An 18,487-nucleotide genomic window follows, 5' to 3' on the forward strand; every position below is an offset into this window, starting at 1 on the left:
CAGGCGCGGTCGAAGGCGTTGTCAGCCGTCGGAGGGGGACGGGTGACCAAGGTGGAAGCCGAGACCGAGCACGGGCGGGCTGTGTGGGAGGTGGAGGTCGTGTATCGGGGAGCCGAGCACGACCTGGACATCGACCGCCGGACGGGCGCGGTGACCGATCACGACGTGTCCGCCGTCCGAGGCGACGACGGTCGTTCCGACGACAAGGGCCGAGATGACGACGACCGGAGCGGCTGGCACGGCGGGGACGACCGGAGCGGGGACGACCGGAGCGGGGACGACCGGGGTGGCCGGCACGGCGGGGACGAGGACCGGGGTGGCCGGCACGGCGGCGACGATGATCGTGGGGACGACGGGAGCGGGCGGCACGGCGGGGACGACCGCGACGACGACTGATGGCTGCCCGGTGCGGGTGGAGCGCTCGCTGTGGGGGAAGTCGGCGCAGTGGCGGGACGGCAGGCGTAGCGGCGACCGGGCGTCCGGCATCCCTGCCGGTGAAGGGGTCGGCGTCGTGCCCGGTGGGACGGCACGCGTGGCGACAACCGGGGTGTCCGCCACCTCCGGGCGGCGAAAGGCTCGTGGTGTCCGGAACCGCCGCCCGGGGCTGTCCGGGGCGTTGATCGGTTCCTAGCACACGGGGCTGATCTCTGCTGGCTTGTCCACAGTTGCGGGCCGTCCACAGGGCCCGGCTCCAAGATCGGCAAAACGGACGACAATGGCCGGGGACGGGGGCCCCCGGAGGAGGGTGGGCCCCCGGAGCTTGTTGATCTTGGGGGGCGGTCTTGGGTGGGGTGGCCGGTCCGGGCGGAGGGGGTCGGATCGGCCGGTGGGGGAGGGCGGCCTAACTTGGGACCATGGTTTTCCCGTACGCCCCCGCGCCCGGCTCGGGCGGTCCGGCCGGTGACACGTACGCGGTGGCCCTGGTGCATGCCGGGGACGCGACGCAGGTCGTCGAGGTGCTCGGCCGGCTCCGCTTCACGGGATGGGTCGGCGCGCCGGACAAGGGCTGGCTGCCGGTCATCGCCGCGGGTGGCGCTGTGGCCTCGGGGCGGCGGGGCATCGTCGAGGTCGGCGCCGAACTCCCCGGCCGTGTGCTCGCGATCCGGGTGCGCACCGATCGGCAGCTGGCCCTGGTCGCGTGGTCGGACGGGGAGGAGCTGGGCCGTTACGTCAGCGACCCGTCCCGCGAGCCCGGCGCCGACGACGATGTGCTCGACGACCCGTACGGGGTGGAGAACGCGACCGCCTTCGCCGAGGTGTGCGGGCATCCGGAGCGCGCGGGTGAGCTGGCCGGCATGCTGGGCGAGCGGCTCGACCCGGAGACGGTCAACGAGTCCGAGCGGCTGGCCCGGGTCCTGCGTCTGCTCGAGTTGCCGACGTGGCTGGTCGCGGTGGCCACCCTGCCGCGGGACATCCCGACCGGGCCGCGGGCACGCGAGCTGACCAGGCTCGGGTTCGGCCTTCCCGGCGTACGGGGGAAGGCTCTTGACCGTCTGGCTCGTCCGGTGCGCCGTCGCCGGACGCCTCCGCCAGTGATCGCGGATCCGCCGGGCGGTGGCGGCGTGGACCCCTGGCTGCTCTAGAACACCTGCGGGAGTTTCCAGGTCTCGTCGGCGCCGGTCACCTTGTCGATGCTCGGGCCCAGCGTGGGCTGCACGATCGTCTTCTTGATCACCCAGTTGGTTGCCAGCAGCTGGTAGCCCTCTTTGGTCGCGTACCGTGCGCCGACCCAGTTCTTCGCGCCCACGCTGCGGATCTTGGTGAGCTTGTACGTCTTGGCGAAGTCGCTCATCTTCTTGAGGAACGCGGCCACCTTGCGCAGCAGGTTCGCCAGTTTCATGCCGACCGTGGCCGCGCGGGTGCCGGCCACCGCGGCCTCGATGCCACCGGCCGCAGCCCCGGCCGCCAGCGACGCGCCCGCGGTGATCCAGGCCGAGGCGAGCGCCACGATGATCGTGACGATCAGCCAGGCGATGAGTTCCCTGACGATCGACTCGACCAGGTCCTGGGCCTGCTGGGCGGCCTCGGCCGAGCCGTCGAGCAGCTCGGCGGTCACCCGGAAATGCTCGGCGATCTCGGCGAACGACCGGTTGACCTCGGTGAGCTCGGCGTTGAAGGCCGCTGCAGCCTCGCCCTCCCAGTAGGACAAGAGATCCGTACGGGCGGACAGCTCGGTCTGCGCGTGCTGCTCCAGCTGTGCCGCCGCCGAACGCCACGCCTCGGCCTTTTCGCGCAGCTGGTCGGGGTCGCCGGTGACCTGGTCGAGCGGGTCCGACAGGAACGACACGATCGGCTTGATGATCGAGTACGCCTCGCCGGCCGGGCCCAGCCACTGCTCGATGCGGTCGGCGCCGCTCGGGGCCCGGGTCACTGGCCGCTCCGGGTGACCCGGGCGGCGGCCGCCTGATCCGTACGCTCGTAGTCCTCGCGCAGCTCGCGGAACGCCTGGCTCAGGTCGGAGAACGCGTCGGCGCCGTTACGCAGCGTCTCGAGGCCGTCGGTGGTGCGCTGCTCGTATACCTGTGCGCAGTCGCGGGAATCGGGGAGCAGGCCGAAACTGTCCTCGGTGACGTCGGCGTCGACCAGGAACCGGCGGGTCGACTCGAACGACTCGCCCAGCTCGTCCATCGCCGCCGAATATCGGCTCAACGCGTCCAGATGGACGCCGACCGGCTGTCCCACGCGGTTACTCCCCCCTCGGCGCTCCGATCGCCTCGACCACCTGTTCGGCGAGGCTGGGCGGCGCGCAGACCAGCATGCACCCGGACCCGTCACGGAACCCGGCCAGCAGTCGTCCACGGCGCAGGGCACCCGCCGGGGCCGCGACGGCACCCAGGATAGCGGCCCTGTCCACCTCGTACCGGACCCGCGCGACCTGATCGGACGGTCCGAACCATCGGCCGAGTCCGCTCTTCGCCCGGGGGGTCACTTCGATCTCGGCGAGCAGCAGGCGGCTGTCGGTGACCGCCACCTGGGGCGCGAGCACCCGGCCGACGGCCTCGTGCAGCAACCGGCCCTGCGTGCCCGGTCCGCCGATCACCGCGCGGCCCCACACGGCCTGCTGGACGGCGCTGCCGCCGAACGTGCCCAGTCCCACTAGGATGGTCGGGTCCAGCAGGTCGATCAGCTCGTCGCGCGCCGAGACCTCCTCGGTCGTGCCGGGATCCTGCACCAGGGGCGAGACGGCGAGCAGCCGTTCGGATTCCCGGAGCAGGCCGCCGAACGCGGGCGCGACCTTCGAGGTGTAGTCCTTCACCGCCATCGCACCAGGATGGCATGTCCGCCGGGAGGCATCGATGCCGGAGATCCGCGATTTCACCGACCTGGCGGCGTACGCCCAGGAACAGCTGGAGCGGGTCGCGAAGATGCAGTCCGACATGGCCGGCGCGGCGGGGCAGGGCGTCTCCCCGCAGCGGTACGCCCGTGCCCGCACCGGCCCGGGCGGCCGCGTCCTCGAGCTGCGCCTCGACCCCGACGCGTCGTCGCTGCCCGTCACCGAGCTGGCCGACGAGATCGTGGCCGCGATCAGCGCCGCTCAGGCCGACTTCGCCACGCAGACCGATGCCATCATGGCGCCGCTGCTGGAGGCCCGGCCGAGCGACACCTTCGACGACGGTATCCGCCGGCTGGACGCCCTGACCGACGACCTCGACCGCCTCATGCAACGCCGCGACCTGCGCTGACCTTTCGTAACGCGAACGCGGCCTGGCGCCACGCCGACGAACCGCGTTGATGCGGTGTTGCGTCTCGGGCTCCCGGGCCCCACGCCAGGATGCTCCGGCAGGCCGGTTTGGCACGGTCAGCCTTCAGCGCCGGCTCATCGAGGGGCTCCTTCAATCAACCCAGCCTCCTAGGAAGCTGTAACGGCTGTGGCGGCGGCCCCGGCGGTGCAGCGGTGCGCGATCATGGTGGGGCACCGAGGGGGGATGCCGTGCTGGAGACGCCGTACGTGGCTGTTGACGTTGACGTGCTCGACCGGAACCTGGCGGGGATGGCGGCCGTCGCCCGGGAACGCGGGCTCGGACTGCGGCCGCACGCCAAGACGCACAAGTGCCTCGAGATCGCCCGCCGGCAGGTCGAGCACGGGGCCACGGGGCTGACCGTTGCCACTGTCAGCGAGGCCGAGGTGTTCGCCGGGGGCGGCTTCGACGACCTGTTCATCGCGTACCCGATCTGGCCGTCACCCGGACGGGCCGAGCGGTTGCGGGCCTTGGCCGGGCGGGTCGCCCTGCGGGTGGGGGTCGACTCGGCGGAGAGCGCCGAAGCCCTGTCCGCCGCCGTCGGGCCGCTCGATGTGCTGGTCGAGATCGACAGTGGGCATCACCGGAGCGGTGTGCGGCCGGCTGACGCCGTACGGGTGGCTGAGGCCGCCGAGCGGGCCGGCCACCGCGTACGGGGGATTTTCACGTTTCCCGGGCACGGCTACGCCCCGGGTCAGCAGCACACGGCCGCGCTCGACGAAGCCGCTGCCCTGTCCGCGGCCGACCTGGGGGACGGGGTACGCAGTGGTGGGTCCACGCCCACAGCCCCGCTGGCCGAAGGTGGCGCGCTGACCGAGATCCGGCCCGGCGTCTACGTGTTCGGCGATGCGCAGCAGGTCGAGCTGGGCGGCTGCGGCTGGGACGACGTCGCGCTCACCGTGGTGGCCACGGTCGTGAGCCGTACGGGAAATCGGGTGATCGTCGACGCCGGGTCCAAGGTTCTGGGCGCCGACCGTCTGGCCTGGGCCACCGGGTTCGGACGGCTGCCCGAGCACCCGGATGCCCGGATCGTCGCCCTCTCCGAGCACCATGCCACGATCGAGTTCCCCGCCGAGCCGCCGGCCCGCGGCGACGTGTTGCGGATCGCCCCGAACCACGTCTGCGCCACGGTCAACCTGGCCGACGAGCTGGTTGTCGTCCGTGGGGGAGCGGAGGCCGACCGCTGGCGGGTCGCGGCCCGTGGCGCCAACACGTGACCCGGGGCGGGAGACCCTGGGAGTGCCGGGACCGGTCGCTATAACGTGGCCGGGTGACATCGCCGTACCGTTCTGAGATTCGTCTCCGGCTTGATGATCCCGCCGCGCAGCGGGACGTCATCGCGTTGGGGTATCGCCGGGAGGGAATAGCGCGGGGCGCCGGGCCGAACCGTGAGGACATGGTGGTCTGGGCGCGGCTCGAGGACGACCCGGAAGGGCCCGCGCCGCGCATTTTGCCCGATCTGCCGGGCGGGGAGCTGACCGACGGCGTGATCCGGATCCGGCCGTTGCACCCGGACGACCTGGACGGCTGGATGGAGTTGCGCAGCCTGCCCGAGGTGGTGGCGAGCTCGGTGCCGCCGGTCGTGCCGCCGCGCGAGCAGGTGGAGCAGCATTTCGCGTACGCGGAAGGGCGTTGGCTGGCCGGGGAGGTGGCCGCGATGAGCATCCTGGACGCGCGCAGCGGCCGGTTCGCCGGGCAGATCGCGCTGTACTACTTCCAGCCGCACCAGCGTGAGGGCATGCTCGGTTACGGGGTGTTGCCGGCGTTCCGGGGCCGGGGCTACGCCCGCCGGGCGGTGCAGCTGGTGACGAAGTGGGCGTTCAACGAGGCGCGGCTGCAGAGGGTCGTGGCGGGCACGCCCGTCGACAATCTGGCCTCGCAGAAGACGTTGCAGGCGGCCGGGTTCGAGGTCGAGGGCAAACAGCTGGGCGTTCTGCCCGGTCCGAACGGGGGCCGGATAGACGCGGTGATTTATGTCAGACGCCGCCTCTAAGGTGTCGGCATGATTGCTCACCCGGGTCTCCGCTTCGCCGATCACACCGTCACCGTGCCGCTCGACCATCGAGATCCCGGCGGCGAGACGATCGAGGTCTTCGCGCGTGAGGTGGTGGCGGCCGACCGCAGCGGTGACGATCTGCCGTGGCTGCTCTTCCTGCAGGGCGGGCCGGGTGGCAAGTCGCCGAGGCCGTTGCGGGCCGAGAGCTGGCTCGCGCGGGCGGTGCGGACCCATCGGGTGCTGCTGCTCGACCAGCGCGGCACGGGCCGCAGCACACCGCTCACCGCGAGCACGGTGGGGGAGCGTACGGCGAAGGAACTGGCCGGCTACGTGAAGCTGTTCCGGGCCGACAGCATCGTGGCCGACGCCGAGATCCTGCGGGAACGGGTGGCCGGCGGCGCGAAGTGGGACACCCTGGGGCAGAGCTACGGCGGCTTCGTGACCATGACCTATCTGTCGGCCGCGCCGCAGGGCCTGCGCACGTGTTACGTCACCGGTGGCCTGCCGGGCCTGACCGCCACCGCGGACGAGGTGTACGCGCGGACGTATCCACGGGTGGCCGGCAAGAACGCCGAGTTCTATCGCGACTTCCCCGGCGACCGCGCGGCCGTGCGGCGCGTCGCCGACCATCTGGCCGCCACCGACGTGCGGCTGCCCGACGGCGACCGTCTCACGCCGGAACGTTTCCGCCTGCTCGGCAGCGTCTTCGGCATGAGCTACGGCTACTCCCAGGTGCACTGGCTTCTCGACGAGGCGTGGCACGGCGAGCGGTTGTCACCGACATTCCTGTACGAGGTGATGGCGCAGACCGGTTACGTCGACAAGCCGCTGTTCGCGTTGCAGGAATACTCCTACGGCCAGGGCAACGGCTCCACCGGCTGGGCCGCCGCCCGCGCGCTGGCCGAGCGGCCCGAGTTCGCCGCCGGGGCCGACCCGCTGCTGTTCACCGGCGAGATGATGTTCCCGTGGATGTTCGAGCAGATCGCGGCGCTGCGCCCGTTCGCCGGGGCGGCCGGCATCCTGGCCGAGACCGATGACTGGCCGGTGCTCTATGACGTGGGGCGGCTGGCGTCCAACGAGGTCCCGGTGGTGGCCGCCGTGTACGCCGACGACATGTACGTCGACGCGGGGCTGTCGCTCGAGACCGCGGCCGCCGTCGGCAACGTGCGGACGTGGGTGACGAACGAGCACGAGCACGACGGTTTGCGCAGCTCGGGGGAGGCCGTGCTCGGGCACCTGATGGAGATGGCCGCCGGGCTGCGCTGACCCGGGGGTGCGCGGCCGTCAGGCGGCCTGGCGGGTCAGTGGGGGCTGACCTTGAGCTGGGCGTCGGCCCAGGCGGCCTCGCGCAGGGTGGCGAGGATGCGTTCCTGGCCCGCCGCGTCCTGCCGGTCGATGAACAGCACCCCGTCGAGATGGTCGGTCTCGTGCTGGATGCACCTCGCGAGCAGGCCGGCGCCGACGATCTGCACCGGGTCGCCGTGCTTGGTCAGGCCCCGGGCCACCACGTTCATGCGGCGTTTGGTGTCCAGATAGATGCCGGGGATGGACAGGCAGCCCTCGGGCCCGTCCTGCTCGTCGTCGTCGGGGAACTCGAGACCCGGGTTGATCAGATGGTCGAGGCGGGCGTCGTTGCCGGGCAGGTCCGGGTTGATCGCGAACAGGCGCAGGCTCACCCCGATCTGCGGGGCGGCCAGCCCGGCGCCGCGGGATTGCTCGAGGGTCTCGTTCAGGTCGCCGACCAGCTTGTGGAGCTCGGCGTCGAAAACGGTCACCGGCTCGGCAACCCGGCGCAGCACCGGGTCGCCGACCTTCCGGATGTCCAACACAGTCATGCCAGGGACGGTACTCGCGTCCAGTCAGTGAGATCCGCCCTCGCCGGGACCTCGTTTGGCGGTGGAATGACGCCTTGTCTCCCGCCGTTCGATGACAGGTGCCGCATGCAGCACGGGAACGACCACACCTGGCCCTCGCGTGCTCGCCGCCCCGAACCCGCCGAGCCGTCTCACGCCCCCTGCCCGCTCTCGCTGTCCCGCCGTCGTGACAGCCGCCTGACCGCCCGCCGTTCCCCGCGGCGCCGCGATGCCGCGCTGCGCTTGTTCGTCCGGGTCCCGGCCCGATGACGCCTGCGCTGCCTTCGTTCGGGTGATCGTGCCTGCTCACGAGCGGCCCGGTCATTCCAGCTCCAGGAATCTATGCGTTTCGCATATAGTTGGGCGATGGAACGGGAAGAGGCCATCGTCGAATGGCACGCGAGTGTCAACTCGGGCGACCTCGATCGGGCCGCGCTGGCTGTCGGCGACCCGGTCGTCGTGCTGGGGCCCCGAGGCTCGGCGGCGATCACTCCGGCCCAGTTCGCGGAGTGGGTCGACCGTTCGGGCATCCGGCTCGAACCCGTCGGCCGGCATCCGGCCGGCGAGCGCCTGACCGTGGTCGAGCAGGACGCGACCTGGCCGGGCAGCGTCGGCTCGACCCGTGTGGCGACCGCGTTCCGCGTCGACGGTGGCGTGGTGACCGCCGCCCTGCGCTACCCCGACCTCGCAACGGCTCTCGATCGGGCAGGCAGCGATCTCGCGGCGGCCGAGGAGTCGGCTCGCGGCGGCCCGTGACCGGGCGAGCAGTGATGAGGCGCCGGCCGAGATGCCGGTCCGCGACGGCCCTTGACCGGGCGGGTAGTGATGTGGCAGCGACGGAGATGCCAGTCCGCGACGGCCCTTGACCCGGCCGCGTCGGCGGACGGTCCCCGCCGAGCACGTAGGCAGCGATCTGGCGGCGACCGAGGAGCCGGCCTACGCGGATGCGGCGCCCTTCGATCGGGCAGCGCGGTGATCTGCCCGGCAACCGAGATGCCGGCCCGCGTGGGAGCGGGGCAGGGCGGACGCGGGGCAAGCGGGCGGCGAGCGGGTGATCCGCGGGCGAGCCGGGAGCAGACGGCCGCGGGTTGCGGGCCGGGAAGGGGAGTTCGGATGAGAGGGCCGGGGCAGACGCTGTTCGGGTTCGTCCGGCACTGGTCGCGCAGACTGGAGACCGGGCCGCACGGCGCCGACCGTGAGCAGGGCCGTCTCGTGCTGGTCACCGAGGCTGTGCACGCTCTCGAACAGCGTGGACACGCCGCAACCGTGAACGCCGTCGCCGACGAGATCGGCATCGACCAGAGCGGCGCGTCACGGCTGATCCGCAGCGGAGTCGAGGCCGGCTGTCTCTCCACGAGCACCAGCGCTGACGGACGGCGCCGGCCCACGACGGTCACCCCGGCCGGGCACGAGATGCTTGCGCGCGCGCATCAATGGCAGGAGCAGGTCTTCGACCGGCTCACCGAGGGCTGGCCGGAGCAGCGGCGACGCGACTTCCAGCTGGCCATGACCGAACTGATGGAACGCTCGGACGCCCCACCCGGGTGACCCACCACCACGGCCGGAGCCCGCGCTATGGCCTTGCGCACCGCGGTGGCCGCGAGGTGCGGCGCGAACCTTCCGTGAAGGCGTACGGAAAAAGCGTGCGAGGGAAGAGCGTGCATCCACTGCGCCGATTGGACGATCATTGGGCCATGCAGAGTTTCGACGTGGTGGTGGTGGGGGCGGGGCCCGGCGGTGAGGTCGCTGCGGGACGGCTGGCCGAGGCGGGTCTCAGCGTGGCGATCGTGGAGGCGGACCATGTCGGCGGGGAATGTTCGTTCTACGCGTGCATCCCGTCGAAGGCGCTTCTGCGGCCCGGGGAACTGCTCGAGGAGGCCCGGCACGTGCCCGGGGCGGCCGAGGCGGTGACGGGTTCGCTCGACGTGGCCGCGGTGCTGCGCCGGCGTGACGAGCTGATCAACAACGAGGACGACAGCGCGCAGGTGCCGTGGCTGCTCGACCGGGGGATCACGCTGGTGCGCGGCTGGGGGCGGCTGACCGGGCCGAGACAGGTCACCGTCGGTGACGACGTTCTGGAGGCGCGGCGGGCGGTCATCCTGGCCGGCGGCACCCGGGCCACCGTCCCCGACATCGAAGGGCTGGCCGACGCGAACCCGTGGACCAACCGTGAGGCGACCACGGCCAAGCAGATCCCGGAGTCGCTGGTCATCGTGGGCGCGGGCGTGGTCGGCTCCGAGATGGCGCAGGCGTACGTGTCGCTGGGCGCGCGGGTCACGCTGGTCGCCGGGCGGGGGTTGCTGCCGCGGGAGGAGGACTTCGCCGGGGAGCAGGTCGCGGCCCGGCTGACCGAGCAGGGCGTCGACGTGCGTACCGGCCATCGCCCCACCTCGGTGCGGCGCGACGCGGAGGGGGTGACGGTGACCCTGGGTGACGGCAGCACGGTGAGCGCCGACGAGATCCTGGTCGCCGCGGGGCGTACGCCGCAATCGGTTGATCTGGGTCTGGAGGCCGTGGGCGTCAAGGCGGACGGCTATGTCGAGGTCGACCAGCACATGCGCGTTCCCGGGCAGGACTGGCTGTATGTGATCGGCGACCTCAACGGGCGTGCCCTGTTCACGCACATGGCCAAATATCAGGCGGCCGTCGCGGCGGGGGAGATCCTGGGCAAGCCGATCGCCGCCGACCACCTCGCCGACGGCCCCGGCGCGCCCCGCGTCATCTTCACGTCCCCGCAGGTCGCCGCGGTCGGCTACACCACCGCGGGCGCCCGCTCGGCCGGCCTGAACGTGCGGGTGATCGACGTCCCCACCGACGGCAACGCGGGCGGCTCCTACTCCGGCGGCACGGTCGGCACGGCACGCTTCCTGGTCGACGAGGACCGCGGCGTGCTCGTCGGCGCCACCATCACCGGCACCCAGGTCGCCGATTTCCTGCAGGCCGCGACCATCGCCATCGTCGGCGAGATCCCCGTGACCCGCCTGCGCCACGCCGTCCCGTCGTTCCCGACCCGCTCCGAGATCTGGCTGTACCTTTTCAACAACCTCGGAATTTAGCCGTACGCCACGTCGGCTCGGCCAACCGCACCGGGCCGGAACCCGCTGCTCCTCGCGGCCTGCGTCGAACCACGGGCCGTTGCGCGGGCTCCGGCCGTGGTGCATGGTTGACTACTGCCCGGACGGTCCACGATAGAGCTCGCCGTCCGGGTAGGGCCACGGGTTCGGTTTGCACCCGTGCAGACCGAGCGTCTGCTGCAGCATCACCGGCCCCAGCCTGCCCTTGCCCGGGCACAGGTTGTGACCGTGGCCGAGCCGGTGCCCCACCTCGTGGTTGACCATGTACTGCCGGTAGGCCCGCAGGTTGTTCCGGTAACCCGGCACGCCGCCCGCCCACCGCGCCACGTTCAGCACCACTTTGGCCCCGTTCCGGCACGACGTGTAGCCGTCCGACCCGTCCCCGCACAGCTCACCCCGCGTGCCCGGGGTGGCCAGGTAGAGCGTGAAGTCCGACTTCTGCCCCGGCCCGACCCGGCGGAACCGCCACTGCCCGCCGCCGGTCCACCCACGCGGGTCGGCCAGGGTCGCGCCCGCCGCCGCCGCGAACCCGGCCACCGAGACACCCCGGATGTCCCGCTCGACGACCACGCGGTAACGCATCAACCGCCCTTTGGCGCCGGCCGTCTCGTTCCCGGCCGCCGCCACGACCCAGCGCCCCGACCCGTCCTGCGGAAAACTGATCCGGACCGGCTCTCGCGCGGCTGCAGTTGTCGTGCTCGTGCTGGTGCTCTGCGCGGTGCTGGGCGACCTCGGACTCTGGGCGGAGCCGGGCGGCGGGGTGGCCGCGGTCGTGCCGCACCCGCCCACCACACCAACCGCGACAACGGCCGCCACCCGCCTGTACAAACGCAACGTCATGCCATCCCTCCGATCGACATGACGTGCCCGGCACCGAGCCCACGTTGCTTCCTGCCAGATTCCTCACACGCGCCCAGCCCCGGCGGACGCCCTTTGTGCCCACCGCGCTTCTTCCCGTGGGGCGCCGCTCCGGGCCGGCTTCGTGGGACTGTGCCAGAGGAGATCTCGGTACGGACCCGGCTCCGTCTGCGACGCGGGAACCGAGCGCTATCTGCGAGGGCCGGCGGCGGACGAACGGCGTGACGTCACTTACCACGGTCCGTCTCGGGTGGGAGACCTGTTTTTCAGCTGGTTCGACCAGAACCAGCATCCGTCTGTGCGCGCCACGTGCACAGTCATCCGGGAACCGGCCGGTGTGCGGACGAACGTGAAGAACGCGGCCACGTGGTCAGGTCGCGCGCGGCGCCGGTGGCGTAGGACCGTGGGGAACGAGGCGTCGGACTCTGCCGGCCGCTCGACGGCCGGCAGAGTGCGCTCCCCGGGGTGCGAACGGCTACCCCAGCCGCAGGTGGGTCCAGCTCGACAGGTCCGCGAGCATCCGGCGGTCGTGGGTGGCGATCACCACCGCGGCCGGGGCTGTCGTGAGGGCCGCGGTCAGCTCGTCGACCAGGGTGGCCGAGAGGTGGTTGGTGGGCTCGTCGAGGATCAGGACGTCGGGCCTGGCGGCCAGCACCTCCTCCAGCCGCCGGCGGCGGTGCTCGCCCGGCGACATGCGGGCGGCCTCGGTGAAGAACTCCTGCGCGAGGTAGCCGACGGTTGCCCCGGACAGCCGCCGCACCGAGCCGGTGGCGGGGGTGAGCACGCCGGCCAGGACTGCCAGCAACGTGGACTTGCCGGCGCCGTTCGGGCCGGTCACCAGCAGGCGGCCACCACCGGTCAGGCGTACGGTGGCCGCCGTGTCCAGACGGCCGGTCACGGTCACGCCGGCCGCGTCCAGCAACGGCGTGCCGGGGCGGGTGTCGCCGGGTGGCAGACGCAACGGCCGTGGCGGCCGGGGCAGCGTGATCCGGTGGGAGTCGAGGGCTTCCTGCCGGCGTTTGAGGGCCTGCACGACGCCCGGCGCCCGGCTTTGCCGCTTGTGTTTGCCGGTGCCCTTGTCGGGGCGCCAGCCTGTGCTCAGCCGGCCGCGGGCCTCCTCGACCGCCCCGGCCAGGCGCTGATGCTCGGCCACCTGGGCGTCGTACTCCTGCTGCCACTGTTCCCGCTCGCGGCGGCGGCTTTCCTGCCAGCTGCCGTAGCCGCCCGCGTACAGCCGTGGACGCCCGTCGGGGGTGGCGTCGAGGTCGAGGAACTCCCGGGCGACGTCGCGCAGCAACGCCCGGTCGTGGGTCACGACGAGGACGCCGCCGGGGTGTTGCCGCAGCCGGTCGGTGAGGAAGGCGAGCCCGCCCGCGTCGAGGTGGTTGGTCGGTTCGTCCAGCATCAGCAGGTCGTGGCGCCCGCCGAGCACACAGGCCAGCCGTACGCGGTAACTCTGGCCCACCGACAGCGTGTCCAGCCGCCGTTCCCGGTCGGTGCATGCGTTCAGCGCCTCCAGGGCCACGTCGACGCGGCGCTCGGCGTCCCAGGCGTCGAGCCGGGTGGCCTCTTCCAAGGCTTCCCCGTACGCGTCGGGGTCGGACTCGATGGCCGGCAGCGCCGCGTCGAGCGCCTCCAGGGCCCGCAGCGACGGCTCGACGGCCTGGGCGACGAGCGTGCCGACCGTCTGCCCGTCGCCGGTGTGCAGGGCCTGCTCGGCCACGCCGATGGAGCCGGAACGCCGTACGGTGCCGTGGTCGGGTTCGGCCAGGCCGGCCAGCACCCGCAGCAGGGTCGTCTTGCCGCTGCCGTTCGGCCCGACCACCGCCAGGCGGGAACGGGCCGACACGGTGACGTCGACGCGGTCGAGGACGACACGGTCGCCGCGCACCACGGTGACGGACTCAGCGCGTACGTGGGAGAGGGTTTTTTCTGCAAGGGTCACGGGTCTGCTCTCGGCTCGTCTGGGAGCCGGGCAGCGTCGGATGCGCCGCCCGGCAGGAACGCCAGGACGGCGGTGCAGAAGCCTGGGAAAAATGAGCTGCAGCCGCCGTCAGCGGCCGGAACGCAACCTCATCGAGGCGACACCGGTGAACATGCGGGCCAGAATAGCCGACGTGCAACGGTCCCGCTTCCGATTAATGCCGCCCATGCTCGCCCTGGTCGCGGTCGTCGCGGGCGGGGTGATGCTCGCCCGTTTCCCCGCCGCCGAGCGTGTGGTGGTCGACGGGGTGCCGCTCGACGTGATGCGCCCGGCCGGTGCCACGCCGGGGCCGGGCGTGGTGGTGGCGCACGGGTTCGCGGGGTCGGCCCGGTTGATGCGGCAGTTCGGCGACACACTGGTCACGCGCGGGTACACGGTGGTGCTGCCCGATCTCGACGGGCACGGCGCGAGCACCCGCGACCCGGTCGACCTGCAGCACGACCTCGACGTGGCGGTGACCCATCTCAGCGGGCTGCCGAGCGTCGACCCGGCCCGGACAGCGTTGGTGGGGCACTCGATGGGGGCGGCCGCGGTGACGACGTACGCCGCCACGCACCCCTCGATCGCGGCGACCGTGGCCATCTCGCTGCCCGGCTCGAACGCGGTGACTCCGTCCCGGCCCTCCCGCCTGCTGATGCTGGTGGGCCAGCTGGAGTTCCCCGGTTTTCACCAGACGGTCGAGCGGGCGCTCGCGGGCGCGGGCAGCGACCGGCAAGCGGCGACCGTCCCCGGCGTCGAGCACATTTCCATCCTGTACGCGGCCCGGACGCACCGCCTGACCGCAGACTGGCTCGACACCACGTTCGGGCGTACGCCGTCAACGCCCGGCCTGCCGTCCCCGCTGCGCCGGCTCGCGTCGTCGGGTGTCCTGCTGCTGGGCCTGCTCCTGGGTTTCGTCCCGATCACCCGGGCGCTCCTCGGTCGTCCGTCCACTGTGGCCGGGCGTGTGGTTTCCGTCCCGCGGAATGCCGCTGCCGGGGTCGATCCGCCGTCTGATTCCACGCGGAGGGCCGCTGTCGGAGCCGATCCGCTTGCCGGTCCCGCGCGGACGGCCGCTGTTGCGCCTGGCCCGTCGGCGTCCCCGCCGCGGCCTGGCGCTGTCATGGCTGAACCGGCAGCCGAGCTCGGGCGGGCTGCCGCTGTTGTGCTCGAGCTCGCGCCCATCGCTGCCGTTGCGGCGGGCGGGGCGGTGGTGGCCGCGGTCGTCGCGCCGTTCCTGCCGACCGCGCGCCTCGAGCTGGGCGGTTACGCGGCCGGCTTCACCGCCGTGATGGGCCTGGCGATCCTCGCGTACCTGCGCCGCTTCCCATCCCCTCCCGGTGGCCTGCGCTCGTTGCTCGGGGCGTTGCTGCTCATCCCGTACGCGGCGGCCACGATCGCCGTCCCGCTGCACCTCGGCTTCACCCACGCCGTCCCCGCCGGGCAGCGCTGGTGGCTGCTCCTGCTCGTGTGGCTGGGTTTCGCCGTGCTCGCCTACGCCACCGGACGGCTGGCGGGCACCTTCCGCGCCGACCTGCTCGTCGCGGCGATCACGGTGTGCGCCCTGACCGCCGCGTCCGTGGCCGGCCTGGCGTCCGGGTTCCTCGTGCTGGTGGTGCCGCTGCTGGCCGCCCTGATGGTGATCCAGGCGGGGCTGTCCGCGGCGCTGCGGGCCGTGGCCGCGCCGCCGTGGCTGAGCGCGTTGACCGGCTCGGTCCTGGTCGCCTGGCCGATCGCCACCACCCTGCCAACCGCCGTCTGAGCGAGCGGGGAGTGCTGCCTCAACCGCCGTGGGGCGGGCACCGTCCTTTACGTGCGGGAGTGCCGCCTGGGCGGACGGCGGGCGGGAAGGGTCATCCACGTCCGCGTGGAGGGTGCGCGGCAGGGGTCATTCCACGTGCTGGCCTGCCGTCGGGCGGACGGTGCGGCGCGGCCGTTATGGGCCGGTGCGGGCGCGGCGGTTCCGCGTGCGCGCGGTGTTGTTGGGTGGGTGGTGCGGGCGTGGCCCACGTCGAGGTCCGGCTGACCAGTCATGACGTGCGGGGCGTGACCATCCGCGACGTTCAGCCGGCCCGCGCCGTCACCGCTCTGGCTGGCGACGCGAGCGGTGGCAGAACCGCGACGGCGGACAACCGTGTGTCAGGAGGCCCGGGGCAGGGACCAGCCGGCTCGGGCCGTGAAGCCGAGCCGCTCGAAGAACGGCACTGTCTCGTCGCTCGCGTGCAGGTAGGCCGTGTGCGCGCCGGCCAGTGTGCCCCGCCGCAGGATCGTCTCGGTCAGCACCCGCGCGTACCCCTGGCGCCGGAACGCCGGGAGCGTGCCGACGTTGGCTACCCCCAGGTGCCCGTCGGTGAGCAGGCCCACCCCGACCGACACGGCCGTCCCGTTGCGGGTCTCGGCCACGTACGCGCCGATCAGCGGGTTGGCCAGGACCTCGGCCGTGTAGACGCCGGCGACCGACTCGGGTGTCACCCCGAACGTGCCGGCGACGAGGACGGCGAACGTGTCGTACTCGTCGCTGGCCAGGCGGCGCACGAGGGCCAGGTCTGCCGGGACCGAGCCGGTCGAGCGGCGGCCTGCCGTCGGGGTGACCATGAGGATCGGCTGCTCGGTGCAGCCCAGCCCGGTGGCCTCGGATCTGGCACGCGGCCGGCTGCGCAGGTGGGAGCGGCGGCGGGAGGTGGCGAGCATTCTGACGGCGGCCCGGAACGCGCGGGTCGACGAATCGGTGGTACGGGTGACGTGCATGGGGGCTCTCAGGTGTACTTGAAACGTCTTACCTCTGGGGAGGTTATCTCGCGTCCGGCATTCTGCCCCGCCCGTGTTGCCGCCACTTTGCGTAACCGCGTGACGATCGCCACCGATGCGATTCGTCCCGCGCAGCGTGTCAACGCGCCGGCGACCCTCATCTTCACCGCTCGGCTGCCGCACCTGGTCGGCATGCCGTGGCCGGGCGGCCGAGCCGGGCTTGTCGAGGGCCACGTGGCCGAGCGTCGCACACCGCGTCCGGATCGACGTGCCTAACTCCTTCGGGTAGGCGACAAAACGCGCGCCAGCGGCGAGTGTGGAGGGTGACCCGTCCGCTACCCCGAGTGAGGTATTGGTGAGCGTCACGGAGGAGACAGTCCTTCCGGAACTACGTAATGCCTGGTGGGAGCACGGGGCGCGGCGGCGTGCGGAGACCGGCGTGTTCGGCGTCTTCGCGGAACTTCCCCAGTTCGTCCGGCAGGCGGTGGCCCTCGCCTGGCGAGCGGACAAGGCCCGTACGTCGGTGGTCGCGGGCGCGACGATCGCGGCGGGTTCGATGGCCACGTTCGGGTTGCTGTCGACCCAGCGGGTGCTCGTCGAACTGTTCGGCGCCGGGCCCACCCCGGAACGGGTCGAGGCGGCCCTGCCCGCGCTGGCCGTGCTCGCCGCGGTCACTGCCGTGCGGGGCGGGCTGGGCATCGCGGTCGGCTACGCGCAGAACGGGCTGACCCCACGCGTCAATCAGGCGGCCGAGCGCCGCCTGTTCGAGACGACCACCGCCGTACGGCTGGACGCCTTCGACGCCGATGCGTTCGCCGACGACATGGAGCGCGCGACCCGGGGCAGCGACGCCGCCAACGGGCTCGTGTCGCACACCACCAACCTGCTCGCCGGTGTGGTGGGCCTGGTCGCCGTGGCGGTGGCCGTCGTCGTGATCAACCCGCTGCTGCTGCTCGCGCTGCTCGTGGCGACGCTGCCCAACGGGTACGCGGCCCTGCGCGCCGGGCACCTGCGGTACGCGAACTTCCTGGCCGGCTCGGTGCGGCGGCGGCGCCTGTTCGTGCTGGAAAGACAGATGGCCGAACGGGAATCGGCGCCGGAGCTCCGCACGTACGGGCTCAGAAGGTTCTTGCTCGGGCAGTACGACATGGTCATGGGCGCGCAGACCACCGAGGAGCTGAAACTCGCGCGGCGGGTCACCACCACGATGAGCGTCGGCGCCGTGATCAGCGGGATCGGGCTCGGCGGGGTGTGGGTGCTGCTCGGGCTGCTGCTGGCCGGCGGGCACATTCCGCTGTCGGCCGCCGTCACCTGTGTCGTGGCGGTGCAGGCGGCGCAGCGGTCGCTCACCACTGTCACCCTGCAGCTCGACTTCCTGTTCACCAACGGGCAGTTCTTCAAGGAGTACGTGGGTTTCCTCGACCGCGCCCGCGAGTACATCCCGGACGACGACTCCGGGAGCAGGCCCGAGCCGCCACCGCTGCGCCGGCTCGACATCAGCGGGGTGAGCCTGCGTTACCCCGATCGGGACACGCCCGCCGTCGACGACGTCACGATCAGCATCACGGCCGGGCAGACGGTCGCGTTCGTGGGCGAGAACGGCTCCGGCAAGTCCACGCTGGCCGCGATGATCGCCGCCCTGCGCTCGCCGAGCGACGGCATGATCGAGTGGAACGGCCGCCCGCTCGGCGCCTGGGACCCGGAAGCGCTGCGCCACCGGATCGCCGTGGTGCTGCAGGAACACCACAAATGGCCGTACACGGCGGCGACCAACATCGCGATGGGGGATCTGGACGGCGACGCCGAGCAGACACGCATCGAGACCGCCGCACGCAAGGCCGCCGCGCACGAGACGATCCTGGCGCTGCCGCACGGGTACCGCACGCTGCTCGACCGCACGTTCAAGGAGGGTCACGACCTGTCCGGCGGTCAGTGGCAGCGGATCACCGCCGCGCGCGGCTTCTACCGGGACGCCGACCTGCTGATCATGGACGAGCCGTCGTCGGCGCTGGACCCGCTCGCCGAGGACGCCCTGTTCCAGGCGATCCGGGGCCGCCAGGGCAGCCGCACCACGATCCTGATCACGCACCGGCTGGCCAACGTCATCCACGCCGACCAGATCTTCGTGCTGCACGACGGGGTGCTGGTCGAGCGGGGCAGCCACGCCGAGCTGATGGCCGTCGACGGCCGGTACGCGGGGTTGTTCCGCATTCAGGCCGCCGGCTACCAACCCGGCTGAGGGTTCCCACGGGGCC

Annotated in this window: 19 protein-coding genes; 12 read left to right on the plus strand and 7 right to left on the minus strand. The window is 72.4% G+C overall.

Annotated elements, in window-relative coordinates; all coding sequences use genetic code 11:
* Nucleotides 1-42 precede the first annotated feature (42 nt).
* Nucleotides 43-396, plus strand: a complete 354-nt coding sequence (locus tag C8E87_RS45995) for a PepSY domain-containing protein (RefSeq protein WP_239080434.1) — start codon at nt 43-45, stop codon at nt 394-396.
* A gap of 458 nt (nt 397-854) precedes the next feature.
* Nucleotides 855-1,583 (plus strand): hypothetical protein, encoded by a 729-nt coding sequence (locus tag C8E87_RS35725; RefSeq protein ID WP_133877817.1) that lies wholly within the window; start codon nt 855-857, stop codon nt 1,581-1,583.
* Here the strand turns inward: C8E87_RS35725 and C8E87_RS35730 are convergent.
* From C8E87_RS35730 to C8E87_RS35740, 3 genes are read right to left on the minus strand one after another with little or no spacing between them, the layout of a single operon-like run.
* Nucleotides 1,580-2,371 carry a WXG100 family type VII secretion target gene (locus tag C8E87_RS35730; RefSeq protein WP_133877818.1) on the minus strand — a complete coding sequence of 264 codons (792 nt, stop codon included), beginning with the start codon at nt 2,369-2,371 and terminating at the stop codon, nt 1,580-1,582. The genes C8E87_RS35725 and C8E87_RS35730 overlap by 4 nt on opposite strands.
* Nucleotides 2,368-2,682 (minus strand): hypothetical protein, encoded by a 315-nt coding sequence (locus C8E87_RS35735; protein ID WP_133877819.1) that lies wholly within the window; start codon nt 2,680-2,682, stop codon nt 2,368-2,370. The genes C8E87_RS35730 and C8E87_RS35735 overlap by 4 nt, the downstream gene beginning before the upstream one ends.
* A 4-nt stretch (nt 2,683-2,686) precedes the next feature.
* The gene (locus C8E87_RS35740; RefSeq protein ID WP_133877820.1) at nt 2,687-3,262 is read right to left on the minus strand and encodes a hypothetical protein; all 576 of its coding nucleotides are present in this window, start codon (nt 3,260-3,262) and stop codon (nt 2,687-2,689) included.
* Nucleotides 3,263-3,296: 34 nt separating this feature from the next.
* On the opposite strand from C8E87_RS35740, the gene C8E87_RS35745 reads away from it, so the two are divergent.
* The 4 genes from C8E87_RS35745 (at nt 3,297) to C8E87_RS35760 (ending at nt 7,002) form a co-directional block, all read left to right on the plus strand.
* Nucleotides 3,297-3,683, plus strand: a complete 387-nt coding sequence (locus tag C8E87_RS35745; protein WP_133877821.1) for a YbaB/EbfC family nucleoid-associated protein — start codon at nt 3,297-3,299, stop codon at nt 3,681-3,683.
* A 248-nt stretch (nt 3,684-3,931) separates the two neighbouring features.
* Nucleotides 3,932-4,957, plus strand: coding sequence for an alanine racemase (locus tag C8E87_RS35750; RefSeq protein ID WP_239080433.1), 1,026 nt, complete (start codon nt 3,932-3,934; stop codon nt 4,955-4,957).
* A 179-nt stretch (nt 4,958-5,136) separates the two neighbouring features.
* Nucleotides 5,137-5,733 carry a GNAT family N-acetyltransferase gene (locus C8E87_RS35755; RefSeq protein ID WP_166661391.1) on the plus strand — a complete coding sequence of 199 codons (597 nt, stop codon included), beginning with the start codon at nt 5,137-5,139 and terminating at the stop codon, nt 5,731-5,733.
* A 9-nt stretch (nt 5,734-5,742) separates the two neighbouring features.
* Nucleotides 5,743-7,002, plus strand: a complete 1,260-nt coding sequence (locus tag C8E87_RS35760) for an alpha/beta fold hydrolase (protein WP_133877824.1) — start codon at nt 5,743-5,745, stop codon at nt 7,000-7,002.
* Between the two features lie 35 nt (nt 7,003-7,037).
* On the opposite strand, the gene def is transcribed toward C8E87_RS35760, so the two are convergent.
* Nucleotides 7,038-7,571 (minus strand): peptide deformylase, encoded by a 534-nt coding sequence (def, locus tag C8E87_RS35765; protein ID WP_133877825.1) that lies wholly within the window; start codon nt 7,569-7,571, stop codon nt 7,038-7,040.
* A 384-nt stretch (nt 7,572-7,955) separates the two neighbouring features.
* Here def and C8E87_RS35770 point away from each other — a divergent pair, with 384 nt between their 5' ends.
* The 3 genes from C8E87_RS35770 to C8E87_RS35780 all read left to right on the plus strand — a co-directional run bounded on the left by C8E87_RS35770 (nt 7,956) and on the right by C8E87_RS35780 (nt 10,645).
* The gene (locus C8E87_RS35770) at nt 7,956-8,345 is read left to right on the plus strand and encodes a hypothetical protein (protein WP_133877826.1); all 390 of its coding nucleotides are present in this window, start codon (nt 7,956-7,958) and stop codon (nt 8,343-8,345) included.
* 357 nt (nt 8,346-8,702) lie between these two features.
* Nucleotides 8,703-9,137, plus strand: a complete 435-nt coding sequence (locus C8E87_RS35775) for a MarR family winged helix-turn-helix transcriptional regulator (protein WP_133877827.1) — start codon at nt 8,703-8,705, stop codon at nt 9,135-9,137.
* 146 nt (nt 9,138-9,283) lie between these two features.
* Entirely contained in the window at nt 9,284-10,645 is a 1,362-nt protein-coding gene (locus C8E87_RS35780) for a dihydrolipoyl dehydrogenase family protein (RefSeq protein WP_133877828.1), read from the plus strand.
* 111 nt (nt 10,646-10,756) lie between these two features.
* On the opposite strand, the gene C8E87_RS35785 is transcribed toward C8E87_RS35780, so the two are convergent.
* Nucleotides 10,757-11,503, minus strand: a complete 747-nt coding sequence (locus C8E87_RS35785; protein ID WP_133877829.1) for a DUF3152 domain-containing protein — start codon at nt 11,501-11,503, stop codon at nt 10,757-10,759.
* Between the two features lie 493 nt (nt 11,504-11,996).
* Entirely contained in the window at nt 11,997-13,466 is a 1,470-nt protein-coding gene (locus C8E87_RS35790) for an ATP-binding cassette domain-containing protein (protein WP_203720813.1), read from the minus strand.
* A gap of 91 nt (nt 13,467-13,557) precedes the next feature.
* Here C8E87_RS35790 and C8E87_RS35795 point away from each other — a divergent pair, with 91 nt between their 5' ends.
* Nucleotides 13,558-15,246 (plus strand): dienelactone hydrolase family protein, encoded by a 1,689-nt coding sequence (locus tag C8E87_RS35795; RefSeq protein WP_166661392.1) that lies wholly within the window; start codon nt 13,558-13,560, stop codon nt 15,244-15,246.
* Between the two features lie 377 nt (nt 15,247-15,623).
* Here the strand turns inward: C8E87_RS35795 and C8E87_RS35800 are convergent, their stop codons facing one another.
* Nucleotides 15,624-16,232, minus strand: a complete 609-nt coding sequence (locus C8E87_RS35800; RefSeq protein WP_133877831.1) for a GNAT family N-acetyltransferase — start codon at nt 16,230-16,232, stop codon at nt 15,624-15,626.
* A 99-nt stretch (nt 16,233-16,331) separates the two neighbouring features.
* On the opposite strand from C8E87_RS35800, the gene C8E87_RS44005 reads away from it, so the two are divergent.
* Nucleotides 16,332-16,508 carry a hypothetical protein gene (locus C8E87_RS44005; protein WP_166661393.1) on the plus strand — a complete coding sequence of 59 codons (177 nt, stop codon included), beginning with the start codon at nt 16,332-16,334 and terminating at the stop codon, nt 16,506-16,508.
* A gap of 79 nt (nt 16,509-16,587) precedes the next feature.
* Complete coding sequence (locus C8E87_RS35805) at nt 16,588-18,471, plus strand: ABC transporter ATP-binding protein (protein WP_239080432.1); 1,884 nt, start codon at nt 16,588-16,590, stop codon at nt 18,469-18,471.
* Nucleotides 18,472-18,487: the final 16 nt, after the last annotated feature.

It is taken from the genome of Paractinoplanes brasiliensis (assembly GCF_004362215.1).
Classification (GTDB): domain Bacteria; phylum Actinomycetota; class Actinomycetes; order Mycobacteriales; family Micromonosporaceae; genus Actinoplanes; species Actinoplanes brasiliensis.